We start from the raw sequence: 14,978 nt of genomic DNA, 5'->3' as shown, positions 1-14,978 counted from the left end.
CAGCGTGCCGCCTGACGCCGGGGTGGCGCGGAAACGCGCAACCGGCCCGATCGAGCGCGCAGGTCGACTGATCGAACCGCGCCCGGGGCGCTCGGCGTCAGCACCATGGGTGCCCATGACGACGTCCCCCACCGCAGGTGCCCTCACCCGGGCCGAGATCGAGAGCCAGCCCGCCGTGTGGCAGGAGGTGCTGGAGCTCGGCGCCGACGTGCGGACCCCGCTCGCCGCGCCCGGCGACCGCGTCCTCTTCATCGGCTGCGGCACCTCGGCCTTCGTCGCGCACTCGCTCGCGGTCCTGCGCGAGGCCGCCGGTCTCGGCGAGAGCGACTGGGCCTACGCCTCCGAGCTGCCGCCCGCCACCCGCGGCTACGACCGGGTCGTCGCCGTGACCCGCTCGGGCACGACGACCGAGGTCCTCGAGGCGATGGAGGCCTTCCGCGGCCGCGCCCACCTCGTCGTCGTCACCGCCGTGCCGGGGATGCCCGCCGAACGCCTCGCCGACGAGGTGGTCGTGCTCGCCGGCGCCGACGAGCGCTCGGTCGTCCAGACCCGCTTCCCGACGAGCGTGCTGGTCCTCGGCCGCGCAGCCTTCGGCGAGGACGTGCGCCACCTCCCCGGGGCGTGCGGTGCGGCACTGGACGTCGACCGCCCGGACCCCCGGGGGCTCGAGCACTTCGTCTACCTCGGCCGCGGCTGGTGCCAGGGCCTGGCCGACGAGGCCGCCCTGAAGATCCGCGAGGCCGCGCAGGCCTGGGCCGAGAGCTACCCCGCCCTCGACTACCGGCACGGCCCCGTCGCGGTCGCCGGCCCCTCGAGCCACGTGTGGCTGCTCGGCCCGACCCGAGCGGTCTCGCCGACGACGTGCGCGCCGTGGGCGCCACCGTGCGCGAGTCGACCCACGACCCCCTCGTCGAGCTCGTCCTCGCCCAGCGCCTGGCCCTCGACCTCGCGACCCTGCGGGGCCTGGACCCCGACGCCCCGCGCCACCTGACCCGCAGCGTCGTGCTCGACGCCTCCCCACCGCCTGACCCGAGCCCGTCGCAGACCCGAGCACCCCGAGCATCCCCAGCATCCCGAGCAAGGAGCACGCCATGGCCGTCCCCCGCAGGAACCGACGCGTCGCCCTCGTCCTCGCGGCGGTCGCCTCCGTGGCCCTCGCCGGCTGCGCGGGGGTCGACCCCGAGCCGACGAAGACCGGTCCGGCGGGGACGGCCGCACCGATCACCGCCGAGGACCCGAAGGCCCCGGTCGAGCTGACGTGGTGGACCGGCCAGGAGGCGGACGCCCAGGCCATCCTCGACAAGAAGGTCGCCGCCTTCCACGCCCTGCACCCCAACGTGACCATCCGCTCCTCCTCCGGTGCCGCGACCACCGACGACCTGCTCCAGAAGCTCAGCGCGGGCTTCGCCGCCGGCACCTACCCCGACATCTCCTACGCCTTCGGGTCCTGGGCCAGCGAGCTCGGGGCCTCGGGCAAGACGCTGGACATCAGCGCCGAGGTCGCCGACCCGGCCGTGAAGTGGGACGAGATCTCCGAGGCGGCCCGCGAGACGGCGAGCCCCGGCGGGCGGACCATCGGCATCCCCGCCCTCGTCGACAACCTCGCGCTCTTCTACAACAAGACCCTCTTCGACCGGGCCGGGCTGCCCTACCCCACCGACACGATGACCTGGGACGAGTTCCGCACCACCGCGAAGAAGCTGAGCGACCCCTCGAAGAACGTCTTCGGCACCTCGTTCGACGTCACCGGAGGCGAGGGGACGACCTGGGCGCTGTGGCCCCAGCTGTGGCAGAACGGCGGCCAGATCCTGTCCGCCGACGAGAAGAGCGCCGAGTTCAACTCCGACGCCGGGGTCAAGGCCGTCCAGTTCTGGCGGGACATGACCGTCGAGGACAAGTCCGTCTACCTCGACCAGACCGCCGAGAAGGCCATCGGGCTGTTCGCCAGCGACAACATCGGCATGCTCGTCTCCGGCCCCTGGGCCCTCTACGACGTGGGCACCGCGAAGACCGACTACGACGTCACCCTCCTGCCCGGCACCGGCGACGACCACCAGACCGTGTCCGGCCCCGACCTCTGGGTGCTCTTCGACCACCAGGACCGCAACCGCGCGTACTGGTCCTACCAGTTCACCAAGTACCTGACCGACCCGGAGCAGGACGTCACCTGGAACGTCACGTTCGGCAACCTGCCGCTGCGCTCCTCCGAGATCGAGTCCCCGGAGTTCCAGGCCAAGGCCAAGGTCACCCCGGGCTACGAGCTGCTCGCGAAGAACCTCGACAACGCGAGGAACAAGCGCCCGACCGTGCAGGGCTACGTCGGGCTCTCGGCCGCCTACGGGAAGGCCGTCGCCCGCCTGCTCCAGGGACAGGGCGAGGTCAAGGCGTCGCTCGACGACGCGGCGAAGGCCGCCGACCGGGCCCTGGCCGACCAGTGACCGCCTCGGCCCCACCAGCGCGCGGCCCCTCGGGGCCCGCGTCAGGCGGCGGGCGGTGGGTGGCGCACGGCGGGCCGCCACCGGCTGGCTCTTCGTCGGGCCGTCGACCCTCGTCATCCTCGGGCTCTCGCTCTTCCCGGCGGGCTGGGCCTTCTACCTCTCGCAGCTGAAGTGGAACGGGTTCAGCGAGGCGCGGGCCGTCGGCTTCCAGAACTACACGCGGATGACCGACGACCCCGAGCTCGGGTCGGCGGCGCTGCACACGCTCTTCTTCACCGTGCTCTACGTCCCGACGTCGGTCCTCCTCGGGCTCGGGATCGCCCTGGCCCTCAACCGCCGCATCCGCTTCATCGGGCTCTACCGGACCGCGGTGTTCGTGCCGTTCGTGGCCTCGGCGGCGGCGACCGGCATCCTCTCGAACTACCTGTTCGACCCGCAGTTCGGCTTCGTGAACAGCGTGATCCGCCGGCTCGGCCTGCCTCCGCAGCGCTTCCTCGAGGACCCGAACCAGGCGATGACCGTCATCGCGCTGATGTCGCTCTGGGCCTCGCTCGGCTTCACCGTCGTCGTGTACCTCGCTGCGCTGCAGGACATCCCGCGCGACCTCGTGGAGGCGGCGATGATCGACGGCGCGAACCGCCGGCAGGTCTTCTGGCACGTCGTGCTGCCCCAGCTGACGCCGGTCACGGTCTTCACGACGATCTGGCAGCTCATCGGGGCCCTCCAGCTGTTCGACCTCGTCTACACGACGACCCGCGGCGGACCCGTCGAGTCGACGAAGACGATCGTGTACTACCTCTGGGAGCAGGCCTTCAAGCAGCTGAACTTCGGGTACGGCTCGGCCGTCGCGTACGTGCTGTTCGCGGCGACGATGGTCATCACCCTCGCGATGATCCTGTACTCCCGCTTCGCGAAGGTGCAGGCCTTCTGATGGCCCTCTCGACGGCGCCGACCCCGACGACCGACGACACCCCGGCGGGGCTGCATGACGGAGGGGACCGTCGACGACGGTGGCGGCTCCCGTTCAGTCCCTACCACCTGCTGCTCCTGCCGCTGGCCGTCGTCTTCGTCATGCCCCTGCTGCAGATGGTGCTCGCGTCGTTCAAGACCGACGCCGAGATCCGGCAGGTGCCGCCCACGTTCTTCCCCGCGCACCCGACCGTCGACGGCTACGTCCGGCTCTTCCACGAGTCCGACGTCCTGCGCTGGCTGGCCAACAGCGTGGTCGTGGCGACCTGCGCGATCCTCGCCCACCTGGTGCTCTGCTCGATGGCCGGCTACGGGTTCTCCCGGCTGCGCTTCGCCGGCCGCGGGGTGTCCTTCGTCCTGCTCGTCGGAACGATCATGATCCCGACCCAGCTGCTGATGATCCCGACCTACATCATGTTCACGAAGCTCGGCGTCGTGAACACCCTTCCGGCGGTGATCCTCCCGTGGCTGACGTCGGCCTTCGGGGTCTTCCTCATGCGCCAGTTCTTCCTGTCGCTGCCCCGCGAGCTCGAGGAGGCGGCCCGGCTCGACGGCTGCAGCCAGTTCGGGGTCTTCTGGCGGGTGGTGCTCCCCCTCGCGAAGCCGGCCCTCGCCACGCTCGCCATCTTCACGCTGCTCGGGTCGTGGAACGACCTCATCTGGCCGCTCATCGCGATCAACGACGACCGCTGGTACACGATCCAGCTCGGGCTGGCGAACTTCCAGGGGCAGCGGCGCACCGAGTGGTCGCTGCTCATGTCCGGCAACGTCGTCGCGACGATGCCGATGGTCGTGTTCTTCCTCGTGGCCCAGCGCCAGTTCGTCGCGACGATGACCTTCAGCGGGATGAAGGGCTGACCCCGGCCCGCCGCCCCCTCCTTCCCCTTCCCTTCCGCGAATGTGTGTGAACCCGCCGGGGATCCCCGGCGGGTTCACACACATTCGCGGGGTTGGGGGAAGGAGGGAGGGAGGCGTCAGCCGAGGTGCTCCTTGACGAGCTTCTTCGGTGCCCGGGTCGCCCACGCGTCGGTGATGATCTCCGCGAGCTCGAGGTAGTCGAGTCGCCCGAGGTCGCGCTCGCGCACGAGGACGGCGTCGTACCCGTCGAAGTGCGGTGTCGTGAACCAGGGTTCGCCGAGAGCGAGGATCGCGATCTTGTCCTCCTGCCCCGGGGTGACGATCGAGATGACGTCCGGCATCCGCTCGCCGGTGTCGGGCTCGAGGGCGTCCTTGCGGGGGCCACGCCACACGACGAAGGTCTTGCCGCGCACCGCGTACGCCGGGTGCTCGTCGGTGCCCTCGCGGGTCACCTCGGGCAGGGCCAGCGCGATGCCGTCGACGTCGTCGCGGTCGACGGGCTTCGGGTCCTGGGTCGCCATGCCGACACCATCCCACAGGGCCGCCCACCGCCCACCCTCCCGCGAACGTGTGTGAAGACCGTCGGGATGTCGACGGTCTTCACACACGTTCGCGGTGGGGAGCAGGGGCGGGGCGCGGTCAGCCGACCGGCGGCGCGACGATCTCGAGGGCGGCGCCCCAGGACCGGTACTCGATCTCGAGCTTCCCCTTGTCCAGTGCGGCACTCGCCTCGGTCGGCAGGCCGCGCTCGTCGAGGCGGACCAAGAGCCGGACCGTCGACGGGCCCTTCCGCGGGGCCTCGAGGCCGATGGCTCCGTAGGCCCGCTCGGCCGAGAGGACGACCGTGTAGGAGGTGATCCGGTGTCCCTCCACGGTCTCGGTGCTCCCGCGGGTCACCGAGCGTGCGCCGGCCCGCCACTCCCGGACCAGGTGGGCGGGGACCGCCTTCCGGATGTCGTCGGGCGCGTGCGTGACCTTCTTCCAGGGCGCGTCGGTCGCGTTCTCGTCGAGGGTCCAAGCGCGGTCACCGATGACGACGACCCGTAGCCATCGGTCGGCGTCCTGGTACTGGACGCGCATCGACGCGGTGGACGTCTGGATCTCGGCGTAGATGCCCTCGTACGGCGACTCGAGGTGCACGTCGGCGGTGTCCTGGCCGGCGACTGCGGCCTCGAGGTCGTCGAAGAACGCCCGGGTGTCGACGCGTCCGGGCTTCGGGGTCGGCGAGGGGCTCGCCGACGGGGAGGCGGAGGCCGACGAGCTGGTCGACGGGGCACTGCGGCGGGGCGCCGGGTCGCCGGACCCCCCGGAGCACGCGCCGAGCAGCAGCACCGCGCAGGCGGCGGCGACCGCCACGGCCCGCCCCGACCCCGTGTCCGACACCCGTCCCATGGCCTCCCCCTCCGACGACGACGCGGACAGTGTGGCACGGGCCCGAGGCGCCGCCGCGGCCGAGGACGTCAGAGGGCGAGGGTGAGGAAGGTGCTGTGGGGGTCGGGGCGGTAGTCGGCGAACGGCTCGCAGTCGACGAACCCGTGCGAGCGGTAGAGCGTGCGCGCCGGCTCGAACACGGCCCCCGACCCGGTCTCGAGGCTGACGCGCGTCGCCCCGACCGCCCGGGCCTCGGCGAGCGCGTGGAGCAGCAGCCGACGCCCCAGCCCGCTGCCACGCACCGACGGGCTGGTGCGCATCGTCTTCAGCTCGAGGTGGCCGCCGCCGAGGTCCTTGAGCGCCACCGACCCGACGAGGAGGGGGTCGGCCTCGGCCACCCACAACCGGACGACGGGGTCACGGAACTGCTCGACCGACAGCGCGTGCCGGCTGCACGCGGGCGCCGTCGGCTCCATCTCGGCGAGGTGCTCCGCGACGAGGGCCGCCACCCGGGGTCGGCGAGGTCGGCCGGCCGGATGACCGGCCCGTCCCCGACGCCGCTCACGGCAGGTGCTGGACCAGCTCGGGGGCGAGCCCGACGTACGACGCGGGCGTCAGCGCGGCGAGCCGCTCCTCGACCTCGGCGGGCAGCCCGAGGCCGCGGACGAACTCGACGAGGTCGGCCTGCCCGATGCGCCGGCCGCGGGTCAGCTCCTTGAGCCGCTCGTACGGCTCCTCCATCCCCGGCACGCCCTGGGCGCCGAGGGCCCGCATCGCCGACTGGACGGGCTCGCCGAGCACCTCCCAGTTGGCGTCGAGGTCGGCGGCCATCGTGGCGGGCACGGCGTCGAGGCCGTCGAGCCCGCGGTGCGCGTTGTCGATGGCCAGCAGCCCGTGCCCGAAGGCCGACCCGATGTTGCGCTGCATCGAGGAGTCGGTGAGGTCACGCTGCAGCCGGCTCTGGACGAGCGTCGAGGCGAGGACGTCGAGGAGGGCGTTGCTGACCTCGAGGTTGGCCTCGGCGTTCTCGAACCGGATCGGGTTGACCTTGTGCGGCATCGTGCTCGAGCCGACGGTGCCCTGACCGCGGACCTGGGCGAAGTAGCCGAGCGAGATGTAGGTCCACACGTCGGTGCACATGTTGTGCAGCACCCGGTTGAAGCGGGCGAGGTCGGCGTACAGCTCGGCCTGCCAGTCGTGGCTCTCGATCTGCGTGGTCAGCGGGTTCCACGTCAGCCCGAGGTGCTCGACGAAGGTGCGGCTGACCTCCTGCCAGTCCGCACCCGGGACGGCCGCGAGGTGCGCGCCGTAGGTGCCGGTGGCGCCGTTGAGCTTGCCGAGGAAGTCGGCGTCCTCGACGCGCCGCAGCTGCCGGCGCAGGCGCCACGCGAGGACCGCGAGCTCCTTGCCCATCGTCGTCGGGGTCGCCGGCTGGCCGTGGGTGTGCGCGAGCAGCGGGACGTCGGCGAGCTCGCGCGCCATCTCGGTGAGCTTCTCGACGAGGGCGGTGGCGCGGGGAGCCAGACGTCGTGCACGGCGCCCTTGACCATCACCGCGTACGAGAGGTTGTTGATGTCCTCGCTCGTGCAGCAGAAGTGGATGAGCTCGGCGAGGCCGGCGTCCTCCTCGGCGGGGGCGATGTCGCGCAGGCGGGCCTTGAGGAAGTACTCGACGGCCTTGACGTCGTGCTGGGTGACCCGCTCGGTGGCGGCCATCTCGTCGATCTCGTCGGCCCCGAAGCCGGCGACGACCTCGCGCAGTGCGGCCTGCTCGCGCTCGGTGAGGCGCCGCACGCCGGGCACGACCTCGCGCTCGGTGAGGTGCAGCAGCCACTCGACCTCGACGTGGATGCGGGCCCGGTTGAGCGCGGGCTCGGAGAGGTGGTCGACGAGCGGCGCGACGACGCCGCGGTACCGGCCGTCGAGGGCCCCGAGGGCGATCGGCGGGGCGAGGTCGGCCAGGCTCCGGGCGTGCGAGAGGCCGGTGGCGGCAGGGGTGGTGCTCGGCATGGGGCCCATCCTCCCAGAGCGGCGGCGTGGCGCGCCGGGGCGGTCCGCGGGTGTCAGCCGTCGAGGGCGGCCCGGACGTGCTCGACGATGCCCGGGACGGCGGCTCGGATCTCGTCGTAGGTCTGCTCGTACTCGGCGTCACCGCCGTACCAGGGGTCGTCCATCCCGAGCTCGCCGGCGGCCACGGCCTCGGGGTCGAAGGAGCGCACCAGGTGGACCTTCGCGGCGTCGTCCTCGTCGCGGGCCAGGCGCGACAACCGGTCGGCGTGCGGGTGGTCGGCGGCGAGCACGAGGTCGGTGTCGTCGAACCAGTCGGGGCGGAACTGCCGGGCACGGTGCTCGCCCCACCCGAGGTCCGGGTGGCCGTGCCGGCGCAGCACGCCGACGGTGCGCGGGTGGACCGTGTTGCCGAGCTCCTCGGCCGAGGTGCCGGCGGAGTCGACGACGACCCGCTCGCCCAGCCCGGCCTCGTCGAGGGCCTCGCGCAGGAGGAACTGGGCCATCGGCGAGCGGCAGATGTTGCCGTGACAGACGACGGTGACGCGGTACGGGCGGTCGGCAGCACTCATGCCCCCATCCTCCCCACACCGCCCGACTGATTGCCCATCACCCACCTCGGAGGCCCCTGATCCGGTCCCTGGAGGTGGGTTCTGGGCAATGAGTCGGATTGGGGGGGCGGTCAGGTGATGTCGAACCAGCCGGGGACCGCGGCGGCGAAGTCGGCGGCCGCGAGCGACCCCGCACCCTCGGGCACCCGACCCCACAGCGGCGCACCGGTGACGCGCGGCAGGTCGTGGAGGTTCTCCGTCTCGGCGAGCCCGGGGTCGGCGGGCCACGACCCGACGACGACTCCGAGCAGCGGGATGCCCCGCGCGGACAGTGCCTCGGCGGTCAGCGCAGCGGTGCTCAGCACACCGAGCCCGGCGGAGGCGACGAGCACCACCCCGCAGCTGATGCCCTTGTAGCGCAACGCCGTCCCGAGGTCGGCCAGCGTGCCGCCCCGTCCGTCGAGCCGGACGAGCAACCCGCCGGCACCCTCGACGATCGTGACGTCGGCGGCGGACGCCAGCTCACCGATCCGCCTGGCGTGCACCGCGACCGGCGGCAGGGCGACCCCCTCACGGCGGGCCGCGGCCTCGGGGGAGAGCGGGTCACGCAGCCGGACGAGCTCGTGGACGCTCAGGTCGTCGCCGACGAGCCGGCGCACCTCGTCGACGTCGCCCGGCTCGTCGGCGAGCACGCCGGTCTGGGTCGGCTTGACGACCGCCGCGACGCTGCCCCGCCCGCGCACCAGGGCCGCGAGGGCCGCGGTGACGACGGTCTTGCCGACGCCCGTGCCCGTCCCCGTGACGAGGACGACGGACGGCAGTGCGCGGGGTCGGACACCGGGTGGTCGATCAGCCGCGGGCCGGGACGAGCTGTGCGAGAACGGAGCACGCGCGGTCGAGGTCGTGCTCGGTGTGGTCGGCGTGGGCCGTGACGCGCAGGCGGGACGAGCTGTCGGGGTCGAGGGCGGCCGGAAGGCCCCCACGCGCACCCCGAGCGCCGCGGCTCGCTCGACGGCCTCGACCGTCTCGTGCGGCCCGGGCATCGGCACCGACATCACGGCGCCGTCGGGTACCGGGACCCCGAAGGTCTCGGCGAGCCGGGCGGCGTTGGCGTGCAGGCGGGCCGGCAGCTCGGGGTGGTCGCGCAGCACGCCGAGGGCGGCGAGCGCGGCCCCCGCGGACCCCGGCGCCAGCCCGGTGTCGTAGATGAACGGGCGCGCCGTGTTGACGAGGTGCTCGCGCACGACCGGCGAGCCCAGGACGACACCGCCCTGGGCGGCCATCGACTTCGAGAGGGTGGTCGTGACGACGACGTGCTCGGCCTCCGACGCGCCGGCGGCCGCGACGAGCCCGGCGCCGCCCGGCCCGACGACACCGAGCGCGTGCGCCTCGTCGACGACGAGGAGGGCCCCGGCCTCGGCCGTCAGGGCCACGAGGTCCTCGACGGGGGCGGCGTCGCCGAGCACCGAGTACACCGACTCGACGACGACCACCGCCCGGGGGGTCTCGCGGCGGGCCAGCAGCTCGGCGACGTGCTCGAGGTCGTTGTGCCGCGACACCGAGACCGCGGCCCGGGAGAGCCGGCAGCCGTCGATGAGCGAGGCGTGGGCGTGCTCGTCGCTGACGACGAGGGTGCCGGCGTCGGCGAGCGTGGTCAGGGCGGCGAGGTTGGCGGCGTACCCGCTCGAGAGGACGAGGGCCGACGGCGCGCCGGTGAGGGCGGTGAGCGCCGCCTCGAGCTCCTCGTGGACGTCGAGGGTGCCGGTGATTAGGCGCGACGCCCCCGCCCCGGTGCCGTAGGTCTCGACGGCGGCGACGGCGCCCGCGACGACCGCGGGGTGGTGGCGCAGGCCGAGGTAGTCGTTGCCGGCGAGGTCGACGACGTCGTGCGCCTTCGTGGCGACGAGCCGGCGGGTCAGGCCCGCGTCGGCCCGGGCCTCGGCGGCCTGCCTGATCCAGTCCAGCGGGCTCGTCACCCCCCCGATCCTGCCACGGGCGGCCGTGGGCCACCTGAGAGCCCCGGTCGAGGGCCCCGGTCCTCCGGGCCGTCCGCCGCACCGGCCCGGGGTCGCCGCGGACGACGGGGCCGGTGAGCCCGTCCGAGCCTATTTGTCACAAGTGCTTGACACAAACGACGACCGGCCGCCATCCTCGGACTTGTACCAGTCATTCGACACAAACAGGAGGAGCCATGGGCATCGGCATCTCGGTCCTGGCCCTGCCGGTCGCCGTCGTCGCGTTCGCCGTCGCGCTCGTGCGGCGGCGCACCGTCACGGTGGGCGTCAACGAGCACCCCGACCTCGTCCGGATCGCCGGGCGCACCCGGGCCTGGCGGGTGGTCGGCCTCCTCCTGGGCATCCTGGCCGGCGGGCTGCTGCTGGTCCTCGGCCAACGGGTCGATGCCCTGGGCCGGCTCACGGCCCTCGCGCCGGCCGCCGTCGGCGCCGGCGTCCTCCTCGGGACGATCGTCGGCGAGCTGACCGCGCGCCCCGCTGTCGGGGTCCGGCGCGCCGCCGTCGTCGAGACCCGCACGGTGCGCGGCCTGCTCCCGAGGACGGCCACCGGCCTGCTCGTCGTCGCGGCCGCCGTGCTCGCGGGGACGCTCGCCGTCGGCGCCGCGTGGGGTGCGCCGGACGACCTCGGGCGGGCCGGGCGGTCCTTCACCGAGTCCTGCCAGCGGGTCGTCGACGGCGTGTACGTCTCGACCGGCGCGTCGCAGGGCCCGTGGCCGGGGTCCTTCTACGCCGTGCCGCTCGGGGCGGCCCTCGGCGTCCTCGCCGTGCTGGTCCTCGCGGCGCTGCTCGCCGTCGCCCGGCGTCCCCGCCCCGCCCTGGAGAGCCTCGGTCTGGACTCGATGCTGCGCCGCTGGTCGGTGGGCAACATCCTCACCGCGGCCACCTTCACGGTGCTCGGCACCCTCGGCCCGGTGGCCACCCTCGTCGCCCTCACCCTCTCGGACCGGCAGTGCCCGGCGACGACGGCCGAGGTGGTGGTCCGCTGGGTCACCCTCGTCGCCGGACCGCTCGCGCTCGTCGGGGGTGCCGCCGCGCTCGGCGCCCTGCTCGTCACGCCGACCATCCGGGTCGACGACCTGCCGCGTCCGCTGCCCGGGGAGGCGGCCCCCGTCGGCGCGCCGGTCCGATGACGCTGCAGGCCGTCACGGTCGACGTCCTCGACCCCACGCCGCCGTACGAGCAGCTGCGCCGCCAGCTCGCCGACCTCGTCGGCAGCGGGGTCCTCGCTCCCGGCGACCGGCTCCCGCCCGTGCGCCAGCTGGCCGCCGACCTCGGGCTCGCCGCGGGCACGGTCGCCCGCACCTACCGCGAGCTCGAGCAGGCCGGGTACGTCCGCTCGCGACGCGGTGGTGGCACGCGCGTGGCCCCCGCGCCGCCCGCCACCGCGACCCCGCAGCAGGCCCTCGAGGACGCGGCCGCGGCCTACCTCGAGCGCGCGGCCGTGCTCGGCATCCCGGCCGACGAGGCCGTGGCGACCGTCCGCCGCGTCGCCGGCGCCTGACCCACCACCGGGCCGCCGGGACGGGCATGCTGGAGGACCCCGACGAAGGAGTCCCCGTGCCCCGCCCGCCCCTGCCCGACGACGTCGCCGAGCTGTTCCGCCGGCCCAACCCCGCGGTGGTGGCCGTCCTGCTGCCGAGCGGTGCGCCGATGTCCGTCGCCACCTGGTACCTCGTCGAGGACGACGGCACGGTGCTGCTCAACATGGATGCCGAGCGGGCCCGGGTGTCGTGGATGCGCGAGCACCCGGAGGTCGCGCTGACCGCCCTCGAGGAGGGGTCTTGGTACACGCACGTCAGCATCCGCGGGCGCGTCGTGCGGTGGGAGGAGGACCGCGAGAAGGCGCTCGCCGACATCGACCGGCTCTCGCGGCACTACGGCGGCCAGGACTACCCGACGCGTGACCGGGCCCGGATCAGCTGCTGGGTCGAGGTCACGCACTGGCACGGCTGGGGCGCCGCGAAGGCGGACTGAGGGCGCCGCCCGCTGCCCGGACGGCGGCAGTCCTAGCGTGGGGTCGAGCCAGATCCCACCGGAGGTCACCATGAGCGAACCGTCGTCCGTCCCCCTGACCAGCGCGCGCCGCGTGCCGCGGCAGACCTGGCACGAGCGCCACAAGTCCTCCCTCGACCCGGGGGAGCGGGCCGCCGACGTCATGCGGAACGGGATGGGCAGCTGGCGCTTCGTCTTCGCCTTCGTCGGCTTCATGGCGGTCTGGGCGCTGGTCAACTCCCTGACGCGCGGGTGGGACCCCTACCCGTTCATCCTGCTCAACCTGTTCCTGTCGATGCTCGCCGGCCTCCAGGGCGCCATCCTCCTCATCGCGGCGAAGCGCCAGGACGCCATCGCCGCCGACCTGGCGCAGCACGACTACGACACGAACGTCGCGGCCAAGAAGGACGTCGAGGTGCTGCTCGAGATCAACGCGACCCAGCTGGAGATCCTCCGGACGCTGCAGGACGACCTCCGCGTCCGCATCGAGGCCCTCGAGCGCCGTCAGCCGTGAACGTCGGCGACCGCTCCGACGAGGCCGGACGTGACGACGGCGAGGTCGTCCTCGTCCGTGACGTAGGGCGGCATCGTGTAGACGAGGTCACGGAAGGGGCGGACCCAGACCCCGCGCGCGAGGGCGGCGGCGGTGACCTCGGCGACCCGGACCGGCTCGCGCAGCTGGACGACGCCGACCGCACCGAGCACACGGACGTCGACGACCGACTCAAGATCGGCTGCGGGAGACAGCCCCTCGCGCAGGCCTGACTCGATGCGCGTGACCTCGGCCACGGTGTCCCGGGTGGCGAGGAGGTCGAGGTTGGCGTTCGCGACGGCGCAGGCCAGGGGGTTGGCCATGAACGTCGGGCCGTGCATCAGGCCGCCCGCCTCGCTCCGGCTGACACCCTCGGCGACCTCGCGCGTGCAGAGCATGGCGGCGAGCGTGAGGTAGCCGCCGGTGAGGGCCTTGCCGACGCAGAGGATGTCGGGGGCGCCCTGCGCGCGGTCGCCGGCCCAGAGCGGTCCGGTGCGGTGGAACCCGGTGGCGATCTCGTCGTGGATGACGAGCGCGCCGTGCTCGCGGGCCAGGTCGTGGAGGACGTCGAGGACGCGGGGTGGGTAGACGTGCATCCCCCCGGCGCCCTGCAGCACCGGTTCGACGATGACGGCGGCGATGTCGGAAGCGTTCTGCGAGAACAGGTCCCGTGTGGTGCGCTCCCAGTCGACGAGCTCGGGGTCGTCGTCGGGGAGATCGACCCCGGCCGGCGGCCTCGGCGCGAACACGTGCTCGGGCAGCACGCCGCGGAAGAGGGAGTGCATCCCGCCGACCGGGTCGGTGACCGACATCGGCGAGAAGGTGTCGCCGTGGTAGCCGCCGCGGACGGTCAGGAAGCGGGTGCGTCGCTCGCCCGCCGCGAGGTGGAGCTGCAGGGCGGCCTTCATCGCGACCTCGACCGACACCGAACCCGAGTCGGCGAGGAAGACGTGCTCGAGACCGGAGGGGGCCAGGGTGAGGAGACGTCGGCAGAGGTCGACGGCCGGCGCGTGGGTGAGGCCCCCGAACATCACGTGGGCCATGGCGCCCAGCTGGCCGCGGACGGCGGCGTCGAGCTCGGGCACCCGGTAGCCGTGCACGGCGCACCACCACGAGCTCATCGCGTCGACGACGTCGAGGGTGCGGCCGTCGCGGTCACGCAGGCGCAGCCGCACGCCCTCGGCCGACTCGACGACGTACGGGTCGCCGGGCGCCAGCGCCGAGGAGTACGGGTGCCACACGTGCGCACGGTCGAATGCGCGCAGGTCGGCGAGGGCGTCGGCATCCATCGCCGCCCATCATGCCGCCCTCGCCCCGACCTCCCGCGAACGTGTGTGAAGACCGTCGGCATGCCGACGGTCTTCACACACGTTCGGGGAAGGGCGGGGAAGGAGGGGTCAGGTCCAGATCCAGTGCCAGGTCGTCCACAGGCCGATGCCGACCATCGCGACCAGCACGAGGACGCCGGCCAGGAGCAGGGCCGGGGCGAGCATCTCCTCGGCCCGTGACTCCGGCTCGGGGATGTCCGGGGGCCGCCGCTCGCCACGCGGTCGGGCGGACAGCCGACGCCGCAGGTCCTCGAGGCCCGGAGAACCGTCCGTGGTCCGCAGGGGGCGTGGGATGCTCGACCACCGCGCGTCGTCCGAGGGGAACCGGTCGGCCCAGACGGCGACCGCGTCACGGGCCACCTCGTCGTCCCGCCCGGTGGCGAACCACAGCGCGCCGGCGGCGGGGACGTCGAGCATCGTCAGGTACACCTCGGCCAGCAGGTCGACGAGCTCGTCGTCGGTCCGGTGCTGGATGACGCTGGTCAGGCGGTCACGGGCCATCCACGGACGGCCGGCCTCGAGGTCGGCCCGCGCTCGCTCGACGGCTCCGGACACGCCCGCCATCCTCGCAGCGGGAGCGAGAGATCACGACCTGTTTCGTGACGACGCCCCGACCGACCCGTTCCTCCCCTCTGGCCATCGCGAATGTGTGTGAACACGCCGGGAATGGCCGGCGTGTTCACACACATTCGCGGGAAGGGAGGGCGGGCGGCTCCCAGCGGGTCAGGCGGCGGAGCGGGTGCTCTCGACCTCGGCGGCCAGGCGGCGAACGAGGTCGCGCAGCTCGGTGTCGAGGGCGGCGTCGGAGAGCCGGCCCTCCTCGAAGGCCTGGAACGCCGAGCCGACCCCGACGGTGTCCTCGATGACCTGGGCGCCGGCGACCGTGAGCACCTTGACGCCCTCCTCGCGGGCCCACTG

At 73.6% G+C, this 14,978-nt stretch carries 16 protein-coding genes and 1 pseudogene; 8 read left to right on the top strand and 9 right to left on the bottom strand.

The window, feature by feature from the left end:
* Positions 1 to 115 precede the first annotated feature (115 nt).
* From G7075_RS15595 to G7075_RS15580, 4 genes are all read left to right on the top strand, one after another.
* Positions 116 to 991 carry a sugar isomerase gene (locus G7075_RS15595; protein WP_240917666.1) on the top strand — a complete coding sequence of 292 codons (876 nt, stop codon included), beginning with the start codon at positions 116 to 118 and terminating at the stop codon, positions 989 to 991.
* 100 nt (positions 992 to 1,091) lie between these two features.
* Entirely contained in the window at positions 1,092 to 2,438 is a 1,347-nt protein-coding gene (locus G7075_RS15590; RefSeq protein WP_166123195.1) for an ABC transporter substrate-binding protein, read from the top strand.
* Between the two features lie 55 nt (positions 2,439 to 2,493).
* Positions 2,494 to 3,369 carry a carbohydrate ABC transporter permease gene (locus G7075_RS15585; RefSeq protein WP_166123194.1) on the top strand — a complete coding sequence of 292 codons (876 nt, stop codon included), beginning with the start codon at positions 2,494 to 2,496 and terminating at the stop codon, positions 3,367 to 3,369.
* On the top strand, positions 3,369 to 4,265 hold the full coding sequence (locus G7075_RS15580; protein WP_166123193.1) for a carbohydrate ABC transporter permease: 897 nt from the start codon (positions 3,369 to 3,371) through the stop codon (positions 4,263 to 4,265). The genes G7075_RS15585 and G7075_RS15580 overlap by 1 nt, the downstream gene beginning before the upstream one ends.
* 116 nt (positions 4,266 to 4,381) lie before the next feature.
* On the opposite strand, the gene G7075_RS15575 is transcribed toward G7075_RS15580, so the two are convergent.
* From G7075_RS15575 to bioD, 6 genes and pseudogenes are all read right to left on the bottom strand, one after another.
* A complete protein-coding gene (locus G7075_RS15575) occupies positions 4,382 to 4,786 on the bottom strand; it encodes a hypothetical protein (RefSeq protein WP_166123192.1) in 405 nt (134 codons plus the stop codon).
* Between the two features lie 118 nt (positions 4,787 to 4,904).
* Positions 4,905 to 5,657, bottom strand: a complete 753-nt coding sequence (locus G7075_RS15570; protein WP_166123191.1) for a hypothetical protein — start codon at positions 5,655 to 5,657, stop codon at positions 4,905 to 4,907.
* A 68-nt stretch (positions 5,658 to 5,725) separates the two neighbouring features.
* Complete coding sequence (locus G7075_RS15565; protein WP_240917665.1) at positions 5,726 to 6,145, bottom strand: GNAT family N-acetyltransferase; 420 nt, start codon at positions 6,143 to 6,145, stop codon at positions 5,726 to 5,728.
* Positions 6,146 to 6,197: 52 nt separating this feature from the next.
* A pseudogene (purB, locus tag G7075_RS15560) lies at positions 6,198 to 7,645 on the bottom strand (adenylosuccinate lyase).
* 53 nt (positions 7,646 to 7,698) lie between these two features.
* Entirely contained in the window at positions 7,699 to 8,214 is a 516-nt protein-coding gene (locus G7075_RS15555) for a low molecular weight protein-tyrosine-phosphatase (RefSeq protein ID WP_166123190.1), read from the bottom strand.
* Positions 8,215 to 8,324: 110 nt separating this feature from the next.
* Positions 8,325 to 10,169, bottom strand: coding sequence for a dethiobiotin synthase (bioD, locus tag G7075_RS21505; RefSeq protein WP_240917664.1), 1,845 nt, complete (start codon positions 10,167 to 10,169; stop codon positions 8,325 to 8,327).
* A 215-nt stretch (positions 10,170 to 10,384) separates the two neighbouring features.
* Here bioD and G7075_RS15540 point away from each other — a divergent pair, with 215 nt between their 5' ends.
* The 4 genes from G7075_RS15540 to G7075_RS15525 all read left to right on the top strand — a co-directional run bounded on the left by G7075_RS15540 (position 10,385) and on the right by G7075_RS15525 (position 12,714).
* Positions 10,385 to 11,338, top strand: coding sequence for a hypothetical protein (locus tag G7075_RS15540; protein WP_166123189.1), 954 nt, complete (start codon positions 10,385 to 10,387; stop codon positions 11,336 to 11,338).
* Positions 11,335 to 11,709 (top strand): GntR family transcriptional regulator, encoded by a 375-nt coding sequence (locus G7075_RS15535; protein WP_166123188.1) that lies wholly within the window; start codon positions 11,335 to 11,337, stop codon positions 11,707 to 11,709. The genes G7075_RS15540 and G7075_RS15535 overlap by 4 nt, the downstream gene beginning before the upstream one ends.
* Positions 11,710 to 11,765: 56 nt before the next feature.
* Positions 11,766 to 12,182, top strand: coding sequence for a pyridoxamine 5'-phosphate oxidase family protein (locus tag G7075_RS15530; RefSeq protein WP_166123187.1), 417 nt, complete (start codon positions 11,766 to 11,768; stop codon positions 12,180 to 12,182).
* 70 nt (positions 12,183 to 12,252) lie between these two features.
* Positions 12,253 to 12,714 (top strand): DUF1003 domain-containing protein, encoded by a 462-nt coding sequence (locus tag G7075_RS15525; protein WP_240917663.1) that lies wholly within the window; start codon positions 12,253 to 12,255, stop codon positions 12,712 to 12,714.
* On the opposite strand, the gene G7075_RS15520 is transcribed toward G7075_RS15525, so the two are convergent.
* The 3 genes from G7075_RS15520 to G7075_RS21500 all read right to left on the bottom strand — a co-directional run bounded on the left by G7075_RS15520 (position 12,705) and on the right by G7075_RS21500 (position 14,951).
* Entirely contained in the window at positions 12,705 to 14,021 is a 1,317-nt protein-coding gene (locus tag G7075_RS15520; protein WP_166123186.1) for an adenosylmethionine--8-amino-7-oxononanoate transaminase, read from the bottom strand. The two genes, G7075_RS15525 and G7075_RS15520, sit on opposite strands and share 10 nt — an antisense overlap.
* Positions 14,022 to 14,129: 108 nt before the next feature.
* Positions 14,130 to 14,615 (bottom strand): DUF6584 family protein, encoded by a 486-nt coding sequence (locus G7075_RS15515; RefSeq protein WP_166123185.1) that lies wholly within the window; start codon positions 14,613 to 14,615, stop codon positions 14,130 to 14,132.
* A 168-nt stretch (positions 14,616 to 14,783) separates the two neighbouring features.
* Positions 14,784 to 14,951 carry a hypothetical protein gene (locus G7075_RS21500; RefSeq protein ID WP_240918115.1) on the bottom strand — a complete coding sequence of 56 codons (168 nt, stop codon included), beginning with the start codon at positions 14,949 to 14,951 and terminating at the stop codon, positions 14,784 to 14,786.
* Positions 14,952 to 14,978 lie beyond the last annotated feature (27 nt).

Origin of the sequence: Phycicoccus sp. HDW14, assembly GCF_011383005.1 — a bacterium.
GTDB lineage: Bacteria > Actinomycetota > Actinomycetes > Actinomycetales > Dermatophilaceae > Phycicoccus.
Note: the sequence above shows the minus strand (reverse complement) of the source record. Positions and strands in the feature narration are given on the sequence as shown.